This is a genomic window from Brachybacterium muris, assembly GCF_016907455.1.
GTDB lineage: Bacteria > Actinomycetota > Actinomycetes > Actinomycetales > Dermabacteraceae > Brachybacterium > Brachybacterium muris.
Map to the genome: position 1 here is coordinate 2573015 of NZ_JAFBCB010000001.1, position 17552 is coordinate 2590566.

Here is a 17552-nt window from a genome sequence, read left to right on the forward strand (position 1 = left end):
TCCGGCCTGTCCGTCAAGCGACCGGTCACAGACACGCGCCCGTCCCGTCACCCGACGGGGCGGGCGCTCGTCACAGAGCGCGCTCCATGACGATCGCGTCGATGCTCCGACCCCGGATGCGGTAGTAGCCACGCCGGCGGCCGATCTCCTGGTACCCGGCGCGACGGTAGAAGGAGCGGGCACGGTCGTTGTCCTCCCGCACCTCCAGCAGCATCCGCTGGGCACCGCCGTCGCACGCGGCCTGCTCGCACCATGCCAGCAGGGCGCGGCCGATGCCCCTGCCCTCGACCAGGGCGCCGATGGTGTGGAGGTCCGCGGTGTCACCGGCCAGCATGATGCCTGCGTACCCGCGCAGCTCCTCCGGGCCATCCTGATCGACGGCGACGACGTAGCGCCGGTCGGGATGCTCGATCTCCTCGGCCAACTGGAACACCGTCCAGGCCTCGTCGGGGAACAGCTCGAGCTCGGCGAAGGCGATCGGTTCCACGTCCTGGATCGTCGCCGGCCGCAGCGCGAACGTCTCGCTCACCCTCAGTGTCCCAGCGCGCTCTTGCGGGCGGTGGGCTTGGCGGCGTCCGGGTCCCGCAGGTACAGCGGATCCGTGCTGGTCAGGTCCTCCCCCTGGGAGTGGAGCAGCGCCGCCACCTCGATCAGGTGGGAGGCGTCCACGTCGTCCAGCTCGGACGTGGCCGGCAGCAGCTCCGGGTACAGGCGGGTCCCTGAGCCCACCAGCAGCTCGCAGGCCGTGAGGTCAGCGGCGACCTCGGCCGGTGGGGCGACCGCGGGGCCGGCCTCGCGCAGCACCGTGCCGTCGGTCAGGCGGCGGTAGCGGGAGTGGTAGACCTCGCGGCGGCGTGCGTCCAGGGCCACCGCGACCGTGCGCTCGGGCAGCGGGCCGGCACCATCCGGGGCTCCGGCCGAGTCCGCCTCGGTGAGCGCCTGATGCGCCAGGGCATCCAGTGAGCACACCCCGTGCAGCGGGATCCCCAGCACGGCAGCGATGGATCGGGCAGCGACCAGCCCCACCCGCAGCCCGGTGAAGGGCCCGGGGCCTCGCCCCACCACGATGCCGTTGAGCTGGGAACGGGCGATACCCGCGTCCTGCAGGACGGCGTCGATCAGGCCCAGCAGGACCTCGTCGTGGTGGCGGGCCCGGGCATCGGAGCGCACGTGCCGCACGTCGAGGTCCAGGCCGTCGAGGTCACCCCCCACGATCGCGACGGACACGGCTCCGGAGGTGTCGATCCCCAGCAGCATCAGTTCTCCTGCTCGATCTGTTCGGTGGGAAGGCCCGCTGCGTCGAGCGCTCGGGCCAGGTCGGTGACCGCGCCCTCGTCCCACCGGGGACCTGCCGGGGTGAGGCGCAGGGTGCGGGGTTCCTCGGGAAGGTCGGGATCGTCCACCTGGTCGGGGCGCTCCAGCTCCACCAGCAGGTGGGACGAGGTCAAGTGCTCCACCCGGTCACGGCCCCATTCGACCACGGTCACGGCGTCGTCGAGGTCGGCCTCGAGGTCGAGGTCCTCCAGGTCGGCGCTCCCACCGAGGCGGTAGGCGTCCACGTGCACCAGCGCGGGCCCGCCGCTCAGGGAGGGGTGCACGCGGGCGATCACGAAGGTGGGCGAGGCCACGGGGCCGCGCACGTCGAGGCCGGCGCCGAGCCCCTGGGTGAAGGTGGTCTTGCCGGCGCCCAGCGGGCCGTCCAGGACCAGCAGGTCACCGGGGCGCAGCACCCCGGCGATCACCTGGGCGGCGAGCCGGGTGCCCTCCGGGTCCGTAGTGCGCAGTTCGAGGACACTCACCCACGGACCTCCCGCGGCACGCGCGCGTTGATCGAGGTGAGGATCTCGTAGGGGATGGTGCCGGCGGCCTCTGCCCAGTCGTCGGCGGTGGGGCCCTGGGGGACATCGCCGAACAGGATCACCTCGTCACCGGCCTTCGCGGTGCTCTCAGGGCCCAGGTCCAGCACGATCTGGTCCATGCTGATGCGGCCGATCTGGGGGACCACGTGGTCGCCGTCGGCGGTGCGCACCAGCACGGAGACCTTGGTGCTGGCGGCGCGGTGCAGGCCGTCGGCGTAGCCCATCGGCACCAGGCCCAGGCGGGTGGTGGCCGCGGTGGTGTGCAGGCGGCTGTAGCCCACGGTGTGCCCAGCCGGCACCTCCTTGACCAGGGCGAGGCGGCTGGTGACGGTCATCGCGGGGCGCAGCTCGAGGTCGGTGGCCACCGGCGGGTAGCCGTACATCGCGATGCCGGGGCGCACCAGGTCGCGGTGCAGGTCGGGGCGGGACAGCAGGGCCGCGGAGTTGGCGAGGTGCTGCAGCGGGATGGGGCCGAACTCCTCGGTGATGGCGGCGACGGTGGAGTCGAAGACCTCCGCCTGCTGATCGGTGGCGGGGGAATCGATGTCGTCGGCATCGGCGAGGTGGGTCCAGGCGGCGACCAGCTGCACGTGGTCGTCCTCCCGGGTGGCCTGCACCACGGGCCTCGCCTGCGCGGGCAGCACGCCGTTGCGGCCCATGCCGGTGTCGATCTTCAGGTGCACGCGGGCCCGGCGGTCCACGCTGCGGGAGGCGTCGATGACCATCCGCAGCATCTCCATCGATCCCACGGACACATCGATGCCGGCGGCGACGAGCTCCGGCAGCAGCGCTTCGGCGGTGCGCGGCTCGTACATCCAGGTGAGGATTGGGACGTCCAAGCCGGCGTGGGACAGGGCGAGCGCACCGGCGGGATGGGCGACGCCGAGCCAGGTCGCGCCCCCTTCGAGAGCGGCGCGGGCGGTAGCGAGCATCCCGTGGCTGTAGCCATCGGCCTTGACCACGGCCATCAGGGCGGTCTGCTCGTCGAGCTTCGTCTTGAGGGCCCGCACGTTGTCGGTGATAGCCGACGGGTCCACCACGGCGCGGTTGGGGATCTGCCGGGGGTCCTCCGCCGGGATCGGGACGCTCATCGTGCTCCTTCGCTCGCTTCGGAATGGTGTTCCGTACCGGTCAGGATAGTCGCCAGCACCTCGGGCACCCGTTCGGCGACGTCCAGGGCCACCAGCGGGACCAGGCCGTCATGGGAGGCAGCCCGGCCCGCACGACCATGCAGGACAGCAGCCAGGGCAGCGGCACGGGACCCGGGCAGCCCGGCGGCCAGGAGTGTGCCCAGGATCCCGGCCAGCACGTCGCCGGTGCCGGCGGTGGCCAGGTACCCGGTGGCATCGTCCTGCGCCAGCAGCGGGGCCTCAGGGTCCGGTGGGGCGATCACGGTGACCGCCCCCTTCATCAGCACGGTGGCCCCGGTCGCCTCGGCGAGCGCCCTGGCCAGCGGGGCTGCGGCCAGTTCGGGGTCGATGTCGAGTCTTCGGGCCAGCCTCTGCGCCTCGCCACGGTGCGGGGTGAGCACCACGTCCGCACCGAAGGCGTCCGAGGCATCCAGTGCGTCCAGCCCACCGGCGTCGATCACGCCGCGGTGGGGCCCTTGGCCGTCCTCACGCAGGGCTTCGATGCAGCTGCGGGCCCGGGCGTCGTCTCCGGGCAGGCCGGGTCCGACGACGAGGGCCTGGGTGCGCCCGATGTCCGCCAGGTCCACTCCCCCGTCCTCGACGGGGTGGCCCAGCACCTCGGGACGGGCCCGGAGTACCAGGTCGAGCACTGGTGCGGGGGCCAGGCAGCGCACCATCCCGGCCCCGGCGCGTGCGGCACCGGAACAGGCAAGCACGGCGGCGCCGGGGTAGCGCGTGCTGCCGGCGGCGATCGCGACCACGCCACGGGTGTACTTGCTGTCATCACGGCCGGCACGAGGCCACAGCCTGCGCACGTCCTCGTCCTCGAGCCGTTCGACGAGCGCTCGCGAGGGAAGATGCGGGCCCAGGCCCAGGTCCACCAGGTGCAGGTCCCCGGCCAGGTCACTGCCTCCGGGCAGCAGGAGCCCGGCCTTCACGGCGCCGAAGGTGACGGTGGTGCGCGCCGGCAGGGCGAGCTGCGCCGCCTCGCCGGTGCTGGCGTCCAGGAAGCTGGGCAGGTCCACGGCGATGACCGGGGTCCCGGCGCGGCGGAGGTGGTCCAGGAGGCGGCGGAGGTGGCCCGGCACCTCGGGGCGCCCGCCGATGCCGAGGATCGCGTCCAGCACCAGGTCACTGCTCCCCAGCAGTCCCTCCAGCGCGTGGCCGGGCCGGGCGGTGAGCTCGGCGAGGCAGTGGAGGGTGCCGCCGGCTTCCCGAAGGGCATCGGCGCCTTCGGCATGGCAGGTCTCGGCCGTGAGCAGGGCGTCGGCGGTGATGCCGTCGCGGCGCAGGATCGCGGCAGCGTGCAGGCCGTCCCCGCCGTTGGCACCGGACCCGGCGAGCACCAGCACCCGCTGAGTCGGTGGAGCGTTCCCGATCGCGCCGCCGCAGAGCTGCTCACGCACATGACCGGCCAGGGAGTGGGCGGCGCGCAACATCAGCGGCTCCCCCACGTCCAGCAGCGGGGCCTCGGCCGCGCGCACCTGATCGGCGCTGAAGCCCCGGATCATGCGAGCGGCTCCGTTTGCGCGGTGGCCCCACTGACCGCCGGGGGAGGATTCGTCCCCCGTTCGGCTACCACGATCGCCGTGGCGACGGAACCGTCGTGCGAGATCGACAGGTGCAGGTGTCCCACACCCAGGCGCTCGGCGGCACGGAGGGTGGCCCCCTCGAGCACCAGGTAGGGACGGCGCGCGGCAGTGCGGTGCACGGTCACGTCGTGCCAGGAGAAGTCCCCCGGGGAACCGAGGGCCTTGCCCACGGCCTCCTTCGCGGCCACCCGTGCCGCCCGTGAGGCCGCGGGGAGGTGCCGCTCGGTGGGGGTGAGCAGGCGGTCCAGCAGCGCCGGGGTGCGCGCGAAGGCAGCGTCCAGGCGAGGGACCTCGACCACGTCGATGCCCACCCCGATCACGGTGCCGTCGTCCCGCGGGGCGAAAGCTCGGACCGTGCGAGCGGAGTCGGTCTCCGTGCCTCGGGCATCACCGGCGGGCGCGGAGGGTTCGTAGGCAGCCTGATGCATCCCTGCAGTATCACACCCGGCGCTGGGCCCGCCTCTGAAGCGGTCCCGGCCCCGGGGGTGCTGCGGTCAGTGCATCGGGCGGCTCACTCGACGGTGACGGACTTGGCGAGGTTGCGGGGCTGGTCCACGTCCAGGCCCTTGGCGGTGGCCAGCTCGCAGGCGAAGATCTGCAGCGGGATCACCGTCAGCAGTGCCGCGAACAGGGTGCGGGTCTGCGGTACGCGGATCACCTCGTCCGCGTAGGGCAGCACGTCGTCGTCGCCCTCCTCGGCGATCACCAGGGTGCGGGCCCCGCGGGCACGCACCTCCTGGATGTTGGAGATCACCTTGGAGTGCAGCACGTCGCGACCGCGCGGGGAGGGCACGATCACGAACACCGGCTGCCCCTCCTCGATCAGCGCGATCGGGCCGTGCTTGAGCTCACCGGCGGCGAAGCCCTCGGCGTGGATGTAGGCGATCTCCTTGAGCTTGAGAGCGCCCTCCATGGCGGTGGGGTAGCCCACGTGACGGCCCAGGAACAGCACGCTGGTGGCGTCCTTCATGTCCTGGGCCAGCTTCTCCACCTGATCGGAGGCGTCCAGCACCTGCTGGATCTTCTCCGGCAGCGCGTGGAGGTCCTCCATGATCTGGGCGATCTCATCGGGGAACAGGTTGCCGCGCACCTGGGCGAGGTACAGGCCCAGCAGGTAGCAGGCGGCGATCTGGCCCAGGTAGGCCTTGGTGGAGGCCACCGCGATCTCCGGGCCCACGTACAGGTACAGGGCGGCGTCGGCCTCGCGGGGGATGGTGGAGCCGCGGGTGTTGCAGATGGCGATCACCTTGGCGCCCTGCTCCTGGGCGTGCCGCACCGCCATCAGGGTGTCCATGGTCTCGCCGGACTGCGAGATGGCGACCACCAGGGTCTTCTCGTTCACCACGGGGTCGCGGTAGCGAAACTCGTGGGCGAGCTCCACCTCCACCGGGATCCGGCACCAGTGCTCGATGGCGTACTTCACCACAGCGCCGGCGTTGGCGGCGGTGCCGCAGGCCACCACCACGATCTTGTCGACGCTGCGCAGCACGGAGTCGTCGATGGACTTCTCGTCCAGGTGGAGCTTGCCGTCCACCAGGCGGCCCAGCAGGGTGTCGGCGATGGAACCGGCCTGCTCGTGGATCTCCTTGGCCATGAAGGAGGGGTAGCCGCCCTTCTGCGCGGCGGTGACGTCCCACTCGATGGTGAAGCGCTTGGGGTCGCTGACCTCGGTGCCGTCGGCGTCGATCACGTGCACGGCGTCGGCGGTGACGGTGACGATCTGGTCGTGGTCGATCTCCAGCGCCTCCTTGGTGGAGTCCACGAACGCGGCGACGTCCGAGCCCAGGAAGTTCTCGCCGTCGCCCAGGCCCACCACCAGCGGGGAGTTGCGGCGGGCGGCCACCACGGTGCCCGGGGCGTCGCGGTGCACGGCCAGCAGGGTGAAGGCGCCCTCCAGGTGAGCGGTGGCGCGTCGCATCGCCTCGGTGAGGTCCCCGGCTCGTTCCATCTCGCGCGCCACCAGGTGGGCGGCGGCTTCGGAGTCGGTCTCGGAGCGGAAGGAGTAGCCCTCCGACTCCAGTTCTGCTCGCAGGGCGGCGAAGTTCTCGATGATGCCGTTGTGCACCAGAGCCAGTTCGTCCTCGCGCCCGCCCAGGTGGGGGTGGGCGTTGGTGTCGGTGGGCGAGCCGTGGGTGGCCCAGCGGGTGTGGCCGATGGAGACGGCCCCGGTCATGTCCTCTCGCGCTTCGAGCGCGTCGCGGAGGTTCTGCAGCTTGCCGGCACGCTTCTCAAGGCGCACGGAGCCGCCGTCGATAACGGCGATGCCGGCCGAGTCGTAGCCGCGGTACTCGAGCCGGGCCAGGCCCTGCAGGGCCACGTCGACGGGACGGGAGGAGGGGGAGGCGCTCTGGGGGCCTGCGTATCCGACGATTCCACACATGCCGCTCACGCTAGCGATCCGTCGACGCCCACAGGGCGCGAATGGGCAGGTGGGGCGAGGTGTCCGTCACGATCCGCGGGCCCCGTGCACGCTCGTGGCGCATCGTGCGCAGCTCCGGTCATGATCGGTCACCGGCCTGTCAGGCACGCACCCGGTCCCGTGGGCTGGAACAATCACCCCATGCGTTCCACCCCGAGATCCCCCGGCGCCGCGAGTGCCGTCTCCCCCTTCGACGAGATCCCTCGTGAGGAGTGGGCACGGCTCTCGCAGCAGACCCCGTTGCCGTTGTCGGAGCAGGACGTGGCCAAGCTGCGGGGCCTCGGCGACCGGGTGGACCTGGAGGAGGTCGATGCGGTGTACCGACCGATCTCCCGGCTGCTGAACATTCAGGTGGCGGCCGCGCAGCAGTTGCGCTTGGCCCGCGGGGACTTCCTGCCGCAGCGGCAGCACCGCACCCCGTACGTGATCGCGGTGGCCGGTTCGGTGGCCGTAGGCAAGTCCACCACCGCGCGCCTGCTGCGGGAGCTGATGGCTCGCTGGCCCGACACCCCGCGGGTGCAGCTGGTGACGACCGACGGGTTCCTGTACCCCAATGCGGAGCTGGAGAAGCGCGGCATCATGCATCGCAAGGGCTTCCCGGAGAGCTACGACCGCAGGCGCCTGCTGCGGTTCGTCTCGGATGTGAAGGCGGGTGTGGAGCGCACGGAGGCCCCGGTGTACTCCCATCTCACCTACGACATCGTCGAGGACGAGTCGGTAGTGGTGGAGCGTCCGGACGTGCTGATCCTCGAGGGCCTGAACGTGCTGCAGCCCTCCCGGCCGCGGCGCGACGGCCGGATGGGTCTGGCGGTCTCTGACTTCTTCGACTTCTCGGTGTACGTGGACGCCCGCGGGGAGGATGTGCAGCGCTGGTACATCGAGCGCTTCCTGCAGCTGAGGCTGACGGCGTTCAACGACCCGCGCTCGTACTTCCGTCGCTACGCGGACCTCACCGACGAGGAGGCACGGGAGACGGCCGAGCGGATCTGGCGCTCCATCAACGGCCCGAACCTGTCCGAGAATGTCCTGCCCACCCGGGGGCGCGCGGACCTGGTGCTGCGCAAGGACGGCCGGCACCGGGTGCAGACCGTCCTGCTGCGCAAGGTGTGAGGAAGGGCCGGCCGCACTGGCGACCGGCCCCTCACAGGACGCGACTCAGAGGCCGACGCGCTCGGAGACGATCGCGGCCAGTCGCTCGGCGACCTCGGCGGCCTGCTCGTCGGTGGGTGCCTCCACCATCACGCGCACCACGGGCTCGGTGCCGGAGGGGCGCAGCAGCACCCGGCCGGTCTCCCCCAGTTCCTGCTCGGCCTGCTCCACGGCGTCCAGCACGCCGCGGTCGATGGTGGCGCGGGCCTTGTCCACGTTCTTCACGTTGATCAGGGCCTGCGGCATGCGGGTCATCACGTCGGCCAGCTCGCGGGCGGTGCGGCCGGTCTCGGCCATCCGCTGGATCAGGTGCAGGGCCGTCAGCTCGCCGTCACCGGTGGTGGCGTGCTCGGCGATGATCACGTGGCCGGACTGCTCACCGCCGATGGAGTACCCGCCCAGGTTCATCTCCTCGAGCACGTAGCGGTCGCCCACGTTGGTCTGCCCCAGGAAGATGCCGTGCTCGCGCATGGCGAGCTTGAGGCCCAGGTTGCTCATCACGGTGACTACGAGGGTGTCGTCGTGGAGCTTGCCGCGCTCCTTGAGGTCCAGGGCCAGGATCGCCATGATCTGGTCGCCGTCGATGATCTCGCCGTCGGCGTCCACCGCGAGGCAGCGGTCGGCGTCGCCGTCGAAGGCCACGCCGATGTCGGCGCCGTGCTCGCGCACGGCTTCCTGGAGGGGACCGAGGTGGGTGGAGCCCACGCCGTCATTGATCAGGCCGCCGTCGGAGAGGTCGCCGATCACGTGCACGGTAGCGCCGGCGCGGCGCAGCACGGCCGGGCCGGTCAGGGCGGCGGCGCCATTGGCGCAGTCGGCCACCACGGTGATGCCCTCAAGGGTGCGGTCCAGGGTGCCGGCCAGGTGCTCGACGTACGCGTCGATGGCGCCCTCGTAGCGGCGGATGGTGCCCACCGCCGTGCCCTCAGGGCGGTCCCACTCCTCGCCGAGGCGGGCCTCGATGGCGTTCTCGACCTCGTCGGGCAGCTTGGTGCCGCCGCGGGCGAAGAACTTGATGCCGTTGTCGGGGGCGGGGTTGTGGGAGGCGGAGATCATCACGCCGAGATCCGCACCGGTGGACTGCACCAGGTAGGCGAGGCCGGGCGTGGGCAGCACCTCGGCGTCCAGCACGTCCACACCGGCGGAGGCAAGGCCCGCGCACACGGCAGCGGTCAGGAAGTCGCCGGAGGGGCGGGTGTCGCGGGCGACGATGGCGCGGGGCTTGGTGCCGCCGAAGGCACCCAGGGTGCCCAGCACGTGGGCGGCGCTCACGGACAGCTCGACAGCGAGCTCCGCAGTGATGTCGGCGTTGGCGCGTCCGCGCACTCCGTCGGTTCCGAACAGTCGTGCCATGGGGGTCCGTTCCTCTCGTCTGTGTGCGCCGCACCGGGGCGGCCGACGGTTCGAGAGTAGCGGCCCTGCGCGCTCCGCCAATGGAGAACGGCCCATGTCACCGCCCGGCGAGAGCAGGACCACGCTCGGCGCCGGAGCGCTCCGAGCCTGCTGCGGACGCACAGCACCCCGGGACGTTCCCGTCCCGGGGTGCTGTGAACGCGGAGGATGCGGCCGTGGCCGCTCCGATCAGCGCTTGGAGTACTGAGGCGCCTTGCGGGCCTTCTTGAGTCCGGCCTTCTTGCGCTCGATGACGCGGGCGTCACGAGTGAGGAAGCCGGCCTTCTTCAGGGTGGGACGGTTGTTGTCCTCGTCGATCTGGTTCAGCGCGCGGGCCACGCCGAGGCGCAGGGCGCCGGCCTGACCGGAAGCGCCGCCGCCGTGGATACGGGCGATGACGTCGAAGCGTCCCTGGATGTCCAGCACGCGGAAGGGCTCGTTGACCTCCTGCTGGTGGACCTTGTTCGGGAAGTAGTTCTCGAGGCTGCGGCCGTTGACGGTCCACTGGCCGGAGCCGGGGACCAGGCGCACGCGGGCGATGGCCTGCTTACGACGGCCGGTGCCGTAGCCCGGGGCGGTGGCCGACTGGCCGCGGCCGGTCGAGCCCTCGGACTCGGTGGACTCGGTGGTGAAGCTCGACGGGGCCTCTTCGTCAGTGACGGTCTCGAGGGCCTCATTGGTGGTCTCGGTCACGGTTCTCCTTGGTCTGTTCCGTGCGGCAGGGCGAAGCGCGGGGCGCGCCCGCTTACTGCGCCACCTGGTCGATGGTGAAGGGGACGGGCTGCTGAGCAGCGTGGGGGTGCTCGGCGCCGCGGTAGACCTTCAGCTTCTTCAGCTGCTGGTCGGCAAGCTTGTTCTTGGGAAGCATGCCGCGGATGGCCTTCTCGACCGCCCGCTCGGGCTTCTTCTCCAGCAGCTCGGAGTAGGGGATGCCGCGCAGGCCACCCGGGTAACCGGAGTGGCGGTAAGCCAGCTTGGTCTCGCGCTTGTTGCCGGTCAGGGCAACCTTCTCAGCGTTGATGATGATGACGAAGTCGCCTGCATCCACGTGGGGTGCGAAGACCGGCTTGTGCTTTCCCCGCAGCAGCTGAGCAGCCTGGGAAGCGAGCCGGCCGAGGACGACATCCGTTGCGTCGATGACGTACCAGGAACGCTCGACATCGCCGGGCTTCGGGGTGAACGTACGCACTCGTGCCTTCTTCTCTCGTCGGAGTGCCCCATGAGCGGTTGCTCGGGGCACGGTTCGATGGACCGTGGACACGCTTCCCTCGGTTGAAGCATGGCCTCTCGCTGTGCCCGGACCGTTCCGCTTACGCCGCGACGGCGGTCCTGGGTGCGGTGTGAGGAGCCCCTTTCGCGCCGACGAGTGAGAAGTCGGCTGCGGACCGGAGCGCGCACCAAGGCACAACGACGGCCAACAGTACTGGCCAGAGTGCGACAGGGTCAACGCGGGGAGGGGGTGGAGGGGGTGTGATCTCCGGCTCGCGGGGCGTCGAGCTTTACCCCCGCAGCACCCGCGCGGCGCGGACCTGGTCGGCGAGGTCCGCGTCGGCCGGGTACTCCACATGGTCCAGGGTGAGCCCCTGGGGCGGGCACAGCGGCGCGGCGCCGGTGGCGGTGCGGGTGGAGGACTGCCGGGTACGGACAGCCAGCACCTGCGCGGGCCAGTCCTCCCCCTTGCGGCCCTCCCCCACGGGCAGCAGGGTCCCCACCAGGGACCGCACCATGTGGTGGCAAAAGGCATCGGCGACCACGGTGGCCACCACCAGGCCCTCGTCGGCCCTCCCGGGCTCGGGGCGCTCCCAGTCCAGCTGCTCGAGGGTGCGGATGGTGGTGGCACCCTCACGGGGCTTGCAGAACGAGAGAAAGTCGTGCTCCCCCAGCAACGCCTGCGAGGCGCGTGCCATCGCCTCGACGTCGAGCTCCCAGCGGTGGCGCAGCACGTCCCGGCGCAGCGGGTCGTGACGGGCCGGACTGTCGGAGATCCGGTACCGGTACCGGCGGCGCAGCGCACCGAAACGGGCATCGAACACGGACGGCACCTCCCGGGCAGCGTGGACGACCACGTCCTCGGGCAGAAGGCCGACCAGCCGGGTCACCAGGGCGTCGGCCGGAGCGCGGTCGGAGCGACCGGGGATCGTGGCGAGCACCGGTCCGGGCAGGTCCAGGTGGCACACCTGGCCGCGGGCATGGACCCCGGCGTCGGTGCGCCCGGCAACGGTGACCTGCACGGGGATGCGGGCGATGCGGGAGAGCGCCTGCTCCAGCTCACCCTGGACGGTGCGCTGACCGGGCTGGGCGGCCCAGCCGTGGAAGCCGGTCCCGTCGTAGGACAGGTCCAGACGCAGTCGCGTCAGGGGCGCGCTCGCACCCGGGGCGAGGTCAACGGGCTGCGGGGTGGACATGGGCCTGATGCTATCGGCGCACCTCGGTACGCTGGCAGCGTGAAGATCCTCGTCATCGGCTCCGGCGGCCGCGAGCACGCGATCATCCGCCGCCTGGCCGCAGATTCCCCCGCCCCCGACCTCCATGCCGCACCGGGCAACCCCGGTATCGCCGCCCTGGCCACCTGTCATGAGGTGACCGTCGGCGACCTCGACGCCCAGGTGGAGCTCGCTCGCCGCCTCGAGGTGGACCTGGTGGTCGTCGGCCCCGAGGCGCCCCTGGTGGCAGGTCTCGCCGATCGCCTGAGCGAGGCCGGCATCCCCGCGTTCGGGCCAACCGCCGCCGCCGCGATGCTCGAGGGCTCGAAGTCCTTCGCGAAGGAGGTGATGGCGAGTGCCGGCGTGCCCACTGCCGCATCGGTCACCGCGAACGACGAGGACACGCTGGTCGCGGGCCTGGACCGCGTGAACCCCCTGGGTGACGTGCCCTTCGTGGTCAAGGCCGATGGCCTGGCCGCGGGCAAGGGCGTGGTGGTCACCACCGACCGGGAAGCAGCTCTCGCCCACGGCCGTGCCGTGGTCGTGGCCGGGGGTTCCGTGGTGCTGGAGGAGTACCTGGACGGCCCTGAGGTGTCGCTGTTCTGCGTGTGCGACGGGCAGCGGGTGGTGCCCCTGGCCCCTGCCCAGGACTTCAAGCGCGCCCTGGACGGGGACAAGGGACCCAACACCGGTGGCATGGGCGCCTACTCCCCTCTCCCCTGGGCCCCCGAGGACCTGGTGGACGAGGTGGTGCGCACCGTCGCCCAGCCCACGGTCGACGAGATGGCCCGCCGCGGCACCCCTTTCGCTGGGATCCTGTACTGCGGGCTGGCGCTGACCGCGCGCGGGGTCCGCGTGGTGGAGTTCAACGCCCGCTTCGGCGACCCCGAGACGCAGGTGGTCCTGGAGCGTCTGGCCTCCCCCTTCGGCGAGCTGCTGCTGGCCGCCGCCCGCGGTGACCTGCGCGAGGCCGAGGCTCCCCGCTGGAGCGACGACGCTGCGGTCGCCGTGGTGGTCGCCTCCGCCGGGTATCCCGCCGAGGCCCGCCTGGGCGACCGAATCACCGGCATCGAGGACGCCGAGACCACCGGGGCGCACGTCCTGCACGCCGGCACCGCGCTGCGCGAGGACGGCACGCTCGTCAGCTCCGGCGGGCGCGTGCTGGCCGTGGTCGGCACCGGTGAGGACCTGCAGGCTGCCCGCCAGGTCGCGATGGCCGGGGTGGAGCGGATCGTGCTGCAGGGCTCCCTGCACCGCACCGACATCGCCCTGGTCGCGGCGCGCAACGAGGGCGTCGAAGGCGGGCAGAACGATGAGCGCTGAACGGGACGGGAGCGCGGAGACCCTGCTGACCGCGCCGGTGCTGCCCGGCTGGGACCATGCCGTCGGCGGCAAGGTGCGGGAGCTGTACGTGCCCGCCGGGACTGACCCCGCGGAGGCGACCGAGGTGCTGATGGTCGCCACCGACCGGATCAGCGCGTACGACCATGCCCTGCAGCCGGGGATCCCCGACAAGGGCCGGATCCTCACCGCCATCAGCCTGTTCTGGTTCGAGCAGCTGGCTGATCTGGTGCCCAACCACGTGCTGTCGGCCCAGGACGTCCCCACCGAGGTGGCCGGCCGGGCTCTGCGCTGCCGCGGCCTGGACATGGTGCCGCTGGAGTGCGTGGCCCGCGGCTACCTCACCGGGTCGGGCCTGGCCGACTACCGCGCCAGCGGCGCCGTGGGCGGCCACCACCTGCCGACCGGCCTCACCGAGGCCTCCCGCCTGGATCCGGCGATCTTCACCCCCGCCACCAAGGCCGAGCAGGGGGACCACGACGAGAACATCACCGTCGAGGAGGCCCGGGAGCGGCTCGGTGCCGCGCTGGTCGACGAACTCGAGCACCTCACGCTTGCTGTCTACGAGCGAGCCCGTGAGATCGCCGCCGAGCGCGGGATCCTGCTGGCCGACACCAAGCTCGAGTTCGGACAGTCGCGCACCGACGGCACCCTGCTGCTCGGTGACGAAGTGCTGACGCCCGACTCCAGTCGCTTCTGGTCGGCCGCCGACTACCGCGAGGGTCGCACCCAGCCCAGCCTGGACAAGCAGTTCGTACGCGACTGGCTGACCTCCCCCGCCTCCGGCTGGGACCGTGCTGCCGACGCTCCTCCCCCGGCCCTGCCGGCAGAGGTCGTCGAGCAGACCAGGTCCCGCTATGTGGAGGCCTACGAGAGACTCACCGGCCGGCAGTTCTGAACCGCCGCCTTCGTCACCGCCTGCACCCGGTCCACGGTCATGCCGTCGTCACTGCTCCTCAGTCGCTGCTGACCTCGACGACGCGATCCGGCTGCGGCCAGTCCCGCACCTCCGTGCCCTCCGGCGCGAGCTGGGTGGACTGTCGCATGTAGATCGCGCGCCCCTGCTCGCTGGCCACCCCGTCGTGCACCGGCAGGGCCAGGCGGGGCCGTACGGCGCGCAGGAACTCGATGGTCTCGGCCATCTTCGACCAGGGGGCGACCACCGCGAAGGCGAGGGCGTCGATGCCGTGGAACTCCTGGACCGGCTCCAGGGAGTCACCGGTGATGCCGAGCCGGGGGCCGTCGCCGGCGCTGATCACCAGCCCGGTGTTGCCCACCCGGGGGATGTCGGGGTGGATGATCGCGTGGCGACCACCCACGGCGGTGATGCGCAGCGGCGCGTGGCCCTCGGCGGCGGAGAACTCATGGACGCTGCCGGCCGGGAGCGGCAGCAGCCTGTCCTGGGCGACGAAGTCGTCGCCTTCGAGCATCTCCGCTGTCTCGGGCTCGGCGATGACCACGGCCTCCGGGGCCGCGGCGAGCACCTCCCCCAGCAGCGCCGGATCCACATGATCAGGGTGCTGGTGCGTGACCAGCACGGCATCGATCCCTGCGAGGACGTCGGCCCCGAGGGCGCGCACCGTCTCGGTGCTGAAGGAGCCGGGGTCGACCAGCAGTCGCCTGCCGGCTGCCTCCACGAGCAGGCACGAGTGGACGAGGTGACGGATCTTCATCGCTGCCTCCCGGCATCGTGATCGGGGTCCGGTGGTCTGACTCGAATGTAGTCCGCTCGTGCCGGGGTGGGGAGGGGATCGGTAGGATGAACCCGCCCTGCCACCTCGGCCCGGGCCCGGATCGAACCCCTCAGGAGAATGCCCATGCCGCGCGTCGTGGTCCACGTCATGCCGAAGCCCGAGATCCTCGATCCGCAGGGGAAGGCCGTCGCCGCCGCACTGCCCCGCCTGGGCTTCGAGGGCATCGGCTCCGTGCGTCAGGGCAAGCGCTTCGAGCTCGAGGTCGACGGCGAGGTGACCGACGAGGTCCTCGCCTCCCTGCGCGAGGCCGCCACCACCCTGCTGTCCAACCCCGTCATCGAGGACGTCGTCGCGATCGACGTCGAGGACTCCGGCTCGCTGGAGCGCGCCCTCGGCACCGGTGCGGAGGAGCGGGCCTGATGCGCATCGGTGTGGTGACCTTCCCCGGCACACTGGACGACCGGGACGCCCTGCGCGCCATCAGCCTGGCCGGCGGGGAGCCGGTGGCCCTGTGGCACGCCGAGGACGACCTGCTGGACGTGGAGGCCGTGGTGCTGCCCGGCGGGTTCTCCTACGGCGACTACCTGCGTGCCGGGGCGATCAGCCGCTTCGCCCCCGTGATGGAGCGCGTGGTGGATGCCGCCAACGGTGGGATGCCGGTGCTGGGCATCTGCAACGGCTTCCAGATCCTGTGCGAGACCCATCTGCTGCCCGGCGCGATGATCAAGAACGCGCACCGCGCGTTCATCTGCCGGGACCAGCCGTTGCGGGTGGAGAACAACCGCACCGCATGGACCACCGATTACGAAGCGGGCCAGGTGATCCGGATCCCGCTGAAGAACCAGGACGGCCAGTACGTGGCCGACGAGAAGACCCTCGCCGAGCTCGAGGCGGAGGGCCGCGTGGTGTTCCGCTACGCCGAGGGAGCCACTCACGGCCCTGAGGGCTTCGAGGTGAACCCCAATGGTTCACGCAACGACATCGCTGGCATCACCAACAAGTACGGCAACGTCGTGGGCCTGATGCCGCACCCGGAGCACGCTGTGGAGGCCGGTTTCGGCCCCGACGAGCCCGGTGCGGGCACCCGCACGGGCACCGACGGCCTGGGGATGTTCACCTCGGTGCTGCGCAGCCTGGTGGGCTGACCTGCTCAGACCCTCTCCGCGCTGAGAACCGTGAAGCGACGGTCGCGTGCACGCTGGCGGGCGGGGCCCACGCGGCGCTCCAGTTCGGCGCGGTAGCGCAGGTGCGAGTTGTGCACCATCCACAGCTGCCCACCGGGGCGCAGCACGCGAGAGGCCGCATCGAGCAGGCCGTGCACCAGGGTCGCGTCGATCGCGGTGCCGTCGTGGAACGGCGGGTTCAGCAGCACCAGGTCCGCGCTGCGGTCCGGGAGCTGCGACAGGGCGTCGTCCCAGGTGACCTCGACCGTGGGGGTGCTCGCCCCGGAGTCCTCGGCGCCCGTGAGGGCATCTGCAGTGGCGCGGGTGGAGAGCACCGCGTCGATGTCGTCGTCGCTGGCGACCACGCGTGCTGCCGGCAGGGCGAGCGCGAGGTAAGCGGTCAGAAGGCCGTTGCCGCTGCCCAGGTCCACGGCGCAGAAACCCTCCGGCCCCTCCGAGGCCGGGGCACCCGGACCCGACTCCCCCAGCTCTCCCGCCTTCAGGGCGCGGTCCAGTGCATCGAGCAGCAGCAGGCTTCCGGCATCGGCCGAGGCCCCACCGAACACCCCGCCCACCGCGCGCAGCGGCAGCTCACGCTCCTGCCCTCGCACGGTGACGGTCGCCGACCCTTCGGCTGGCGTGGCACGCTCCACGTCCGGGCGTGGCCCGGAGGCCCGCAGCGCGCGTGACTTCCCCAGCCCCAGCGATGCGCGCACCTCGGTGAACAGGCCTGCCAGCACGTCGTTCTGGTGGCGGGTCATGTGCTTGACGCGTCCCCCGGCCACCAGTTCGAGGTCCTCCCGACCGGCGGCCGCGGCGGCGCGCGCCAGCCGGCGAGCGCGATCATCGAGCGCCGCGAGCGACTTCGGCAGCCGCGCGAGCGCCAGATGCGCATCGGCCCCGGCAACGAACTCCTCCAGCGGGACCGGCCCGTGACCGTCCGACACCACCAGGCGGCCGGTCTCGATCGCGTCGGCGAACTGCGCGGCGATCTCCCGCGTGCGGGCAGCGGAGGACGACCAGCTCAGCACCCGTGCGTCCTCGTACTCGGACATCGAGTCCAGAGACTCCGCGATGAGGGCTCCGGTGGCGTCGTCCACCACGATCACGTCGCGGGGGCCGCCGGGGCCGCTGGTCTCGGACTGGGCCGTGCGCAGGATGACGCGGTCGGTCTGATCAGCCGAGGAGGACTCTGCGGGCGTGGCGTCGGGCGCGGGGTGCTGGGTCATCGTGTCCTTGGGGCTGAAGTCAGGGGTCATCGGTCGTGGCGCCCGGCGCGGTCGATGCTGGGGCCGGCCACCATCATCGCCACGTCATGGCACGTCCCGGGCCTCCAGCAGCACGAAGGCCTCGAGGGTGGTCACGGCCTCGAGTCTAGGCGCGGTGCGGT

At 71.9% G+C, this 17552-nt stretch carries 18 protein-coding genes; 5 read left to right on the forward strand and 13 right to left on the reverse strand.

Annotated features, from left to right (window positions below):
- Window positions 1-70 precede the first annotated feature (70 nt).
- From JOD52_RS11995 to glmS, 7 genes are all read right to left on the reverse strand, one after another.
- The gene (locus tag JOD52_RS11995) at window positions 71-529 is read right to left on the reverse strand and encodes a GNAT family N-acetyltransferase (RefSeq protein WP_204410193.1); all 459 of its coding nucleotides are present in this window, start codon (window positions 527-529) and stop codon (window positions 71-73) included.
- 2 nt (window positions 530-531) lie between these two features.
- A complete protein-coding gene (tsaB, locus tag JOD52_RS12000) occupies window positions 532-1257 on the reverse strand; it encodes a tRNA (adenosine(37)-N6)-threonylcarbamoyltransferase complex dimerization subunit type 1 TsaB (RefSeq protein WP_017824572.1) in 726 nt (241 codons plus the stop codon).
- Window positions 1257-1799, reverse strand: coding sequence for a bifunctional tRNA (adenosine(37)-N6)-threonylcarbamoyltransferase complex ATPase subunit type 1 TsaE/phosphotransferase (locus JOD52_RS12005; RefSeq protein WP_017824571.1), 543 nt, complete (start codon window positions 1797-1799; stop codon window positions 1257-1259). The genes tsaB and JOD52_RS12005 overlap by 1 nt, the downstream gene beginning before the upstream one ends.
- A complete protein-coding gene (gene alr / locus JOD52_RS12010; RefSeq protein ID WP_204410195.1) occupies window positions 1796-2950 on the reverse strand; it encodes an alanine racemase in 1155 nt (384 codons plus the stop codon). The genes JOD52_RS12005 and alr overlap by 4 nt, the downstream gene beginning before the upstream one ends.
- Window positions 2947-4500 carry an NAD(P)H-hydrate dehydratase gene (locus JOD52_RS12015; protein WP_204410197.1) on the reverse strand — a complete coding sequence of 518 codons (1554 nt, stop codon included), beginning with the start codon at window positions 4498-4500 and terminating at the stop codon, window positions 2947-2949. The genes alr and JOD52_RS12015 overlap by 4 nt, the downstream gene beginning before the upstream one ends.
- The gene (locus tag JOD52_RS12020) at window positions 4497-5009 is read right to left on the reverse strand and encodes a holo-ACP synthase (RefSeq protein ID WP_017824568.1); all 513 of its coding nucleotides are present in this window, start codon (window positions 5007-5009) and stop codon (window positions 4497-4499) included. The genes JOD52_RS12015 and JOD52_RS12020 overlap by 4 nt, the downstream gene beginning before the upstream one ends.
- 83 nt (window positions 5010-5092) lie before the next feature.
- Window positions 5093-6961 carry a glutamine--fructose-6-phosphate transaminase (isomerizing) gene (gene glmS, locus JOD52_RS12025; protein ID WP_204410199.1) on the reverse strand — a complete coding sequence of 623 codons (1869 nt, stop codon included), beginning with the start codon at window positions 6959-6961 and terminating at the stop codon, window positions 5093-5095.
- A 180-nt stretch (window positions 6962-7141) separates the two neighbouring features.
- Between glmS and coaA the strand changes: the two genes are divergently transcribed.
- Window positions 7142-8110: a type I pantothenate kinase gene (gene coaA / locus JOD52_RS12030; RefSeq protein WP_204410201.1), complete on the forward strand. Its 969-nt coding sequence runs from the start codon at window positions 7142-7144 to the stop codon at window positions 8108-8110.
- 45 nt (window positions 8111-8155) lie between these two features.
- Here coaA and glmM read toward each other — a convergent pair whose 3' ends face one another.
- The 4 genes from glmM to truA form a co-directional block, all read right to left on the reverse strand.
- The gene (gene glmM / locus JOD52_RS12035) at window positions 8156-9502 is read right to left on the reverse strand and encodes a phosphoglucosamine mutase (protein ID WP_204410204.1); all 1347 of its coding nucleotides are present in this window, start codon (window positions 9500-9502) and stop codon (window positions 8156-8158) included.
- 228 nt (window positions 9503-9730) lie between these two features.
- Window positions 9731-10234 carry a 30S ribosomal protein S9 gene (rpsI, locus tag JOD52_RS12040; protein WP_017824564.1) on the reverse strand — a complete coding sequence of 168 codons (504 nt, stop codon included), beginning with the start codon at window positions 10232-10234 and terminating at the stop codon, window positions 9731-9733.
- A 52-nt stretch (window positions 10235-10286) separates the two neighbouring features.
- The gene (gene rplM, locus JOD52_RS12045) at window positions 10287-10730 is read right to left on the reverse strand and encodes a 50S ribosomal protein L13 (protein WP_204410206.1); all 444 of its coding nucleotides are present in this window, start codon (window positions 10728-10730) and stop codon (window positions 10287-10289) included.
- Window positions 10731-11040: 310 nt separating this feature from the next.
- Window positions 11041-11946 carry a tRNA pseudouridine(38-40) synthase TruA gene (gene truA, locus JOD52_RS12050; protein WP_204410209.1) on the reverse strand — a complete coding sequence of 302 codons (906 nt, stop codon included), beginning with the start codon at window positions 11944-11946 and terminating at the stop codon, window positions 11041-11043.
- 39 nt (window positions 11947-11985) lie between these two features.
- Here truA and purD point away from each other — a divergent pair, with 39 nt between their 5' ends.
- Complete coding sequence (purD, locus tag JOD52_RS12055) at window positions 11986-13287, forward strand: phosphoribosylamine--glycine ligase (RefSeq protein WP_204410211.1); 1302 nt, start codon at window positions 11986-11988, stop codon at window positions 13285-13287.
- On the forward strand, window positions 13277-14203 hold the full coding sequence (locus JOD52_RS12060; RefSeq protein WP_204410214.1) for a phosphoribosylaminoimidazolesuccinocarboxamide synthase: 927 nt from the start codon (window positions 13277-13279) through the stop codon (window positions 14201-14203). Before purD ends, JOD52_RS12060 begins: the two co-directional genes overlap by 11 nt.
- Before the next feature lie 58 nt (window positions 14204-14261).
- Here the strand turns inward: JOD52_RS12060 and JOD52_RS12065 are convergent, their stop codons facing one another.
- Window positions 14262-14978 carry an MBL fold metallo-hydrolase gene (locus JOD52_RS12065; protein ID WP_204410216.1) on the reverse strand — a complete coding sequence of 239 codons (717 nt, stop codon included), beginning with the start codon at window positions 14976-14978 and terminating at the stop codon, window positions 14262-14264.
- 144 nt (window positions 14979-15122) lie between these two features.
- Here JOD52_RS12065 and purS point away from each other — a divergent pair, with 144 nt between their 5' ends.
- Window positions 15123-15419, forward strand: coding sequence for a phosphoribosylformylglycinamidine synthase subunit PurS (purS, locus tag JOD52_RS12070; protein ID WP_204410219.1), 297 nt, complete (start codon window positions 15123-15125; stop codon window positions 15417-15419).
- Window positions 15419-16144 carry a phosphoribosylformylglycinamidine synthase subunit PurQ gene (gene purQ / locus JOD52_RS12075; RefSeq protein WP_204410222.1) on the forward strand — a complete coding sequence of 242 codons (726 nt, stop codon included), beginning with the start codon at window positions 15419-15421 and terminating at the stop codon, window positions 16142-16144. The genes purS and purQ overlap by 1 nt, the downstream gene beginning before the upstream one ends.
- Before the next feature lie 5 nt (window positions 16145-16149).
- On the opposite strand, the gene JOD52_RS12080 is transcribed toward purQ, so the two are convergent.
- Entirely contained in the window at window positions 16150-17391 is a 1242-nt protein-coding gene (locus tag JOD52_RS12080; RefSeq protein WP_204410227.1) for a class I SAM-dependent methyltransferase, read from the reverse strand.
- Window positions 17392-17552: the final 161 nt, after the last annotated feature.

Excerpts from the sequence above, each read along its gene's own strand:
- JOD52_RS12065 (WP_204410216.1), bottom strand. The coding sequence starts at position 14,978 with ATGAAGATCCGTCACCTCGTCCACTCGTGCCTGCTCGTGGAGGCAGCC.
- truA (WP_204410209.1), bottom strand. The coding sequence starts at position 11,946 with ATGTCCACCCCGCAGCCCGTTGACCTCGCCCCGGGTGCGAGCGCGCCC.
- glmS (WP_204410199.1), bottom strand. The coding sequence starts at position 6,961 with ATGTGTGGAATCGTCGGATACGCAGGCCCCCAGAGCGCCTCCCCCTCC.
- purQ (WP_204410222.1), top strand. The coding sequence starts at position 15,419 with ATGCGCATCGGTGTGGTGACCTTCCCCGGCACACTGGACGACCGGGAC.
- alr (WP_204410195.1), bottom strand. The coding sequence starts at position 2,950 with ATGAGCGTCCCGATCCCGGCGGAGGACCCCCGGCAGATCCCCAACCGC.
- tsaB (WP_017824572.1), bottom strand. The coding sequence starts at position 1,257 with ATGCTGCTGGGGATCGACACCTCCGGAGCCGTGTCCGTCGCGATCGTG.
- JOD52_RS12015 (WP_204410197.1), bottom strand. The coding sequence starts at position 4,500 with ATGATCCGGGGCTTCAGCGCCGATCAGGTGCGCGCGGCCGAGGCCCCG.
- JOD52_RS12080 (WP_204410227.1), bottom strand. The coding sequence starts at position 17,391 with ATGACCCAGCACCCCGCGCCCGACGCCACGCCCGCAGAGTCCTCCTCG.
- JOD52_RS12060 (WP_204410214.1), top strand. The coding sequence starts at position 13,277 with ATGAGCGCTGAACGGGACGGGAGCGCGGAGACCCTGCTGACCGCGCCG.
- glmM (WP_204410204.1), bottom strand. The coding sequence starts at position 9,502 with ATGGCACGACTGTTCGGAACCGACGGAGTGCGCGGACGCGCCAACGCC.
- coaA (WP_204410201.1), top strand. The coding sequence starts at position 7,142 with ATGCGTTCCACCCCGAGATCCCCCGGCGCCGCGAGTGCCGTCTCCCCC.
- JOD52_RS12020 (WP_017824568.1), bottom strand. The coding sequence starts at position 5,009 with ATGCATCAGGCTGCCTACGAACCCTCCGCGCCCGCCGGTGATGCCCGA.
- purS (WP_204410219.1), top strand. The coding sequence starts at position 15,123 with ATGCCGCGCGTCGTGGTCCACGTCATGCCGAAGCCCGAGATCCTCGAT.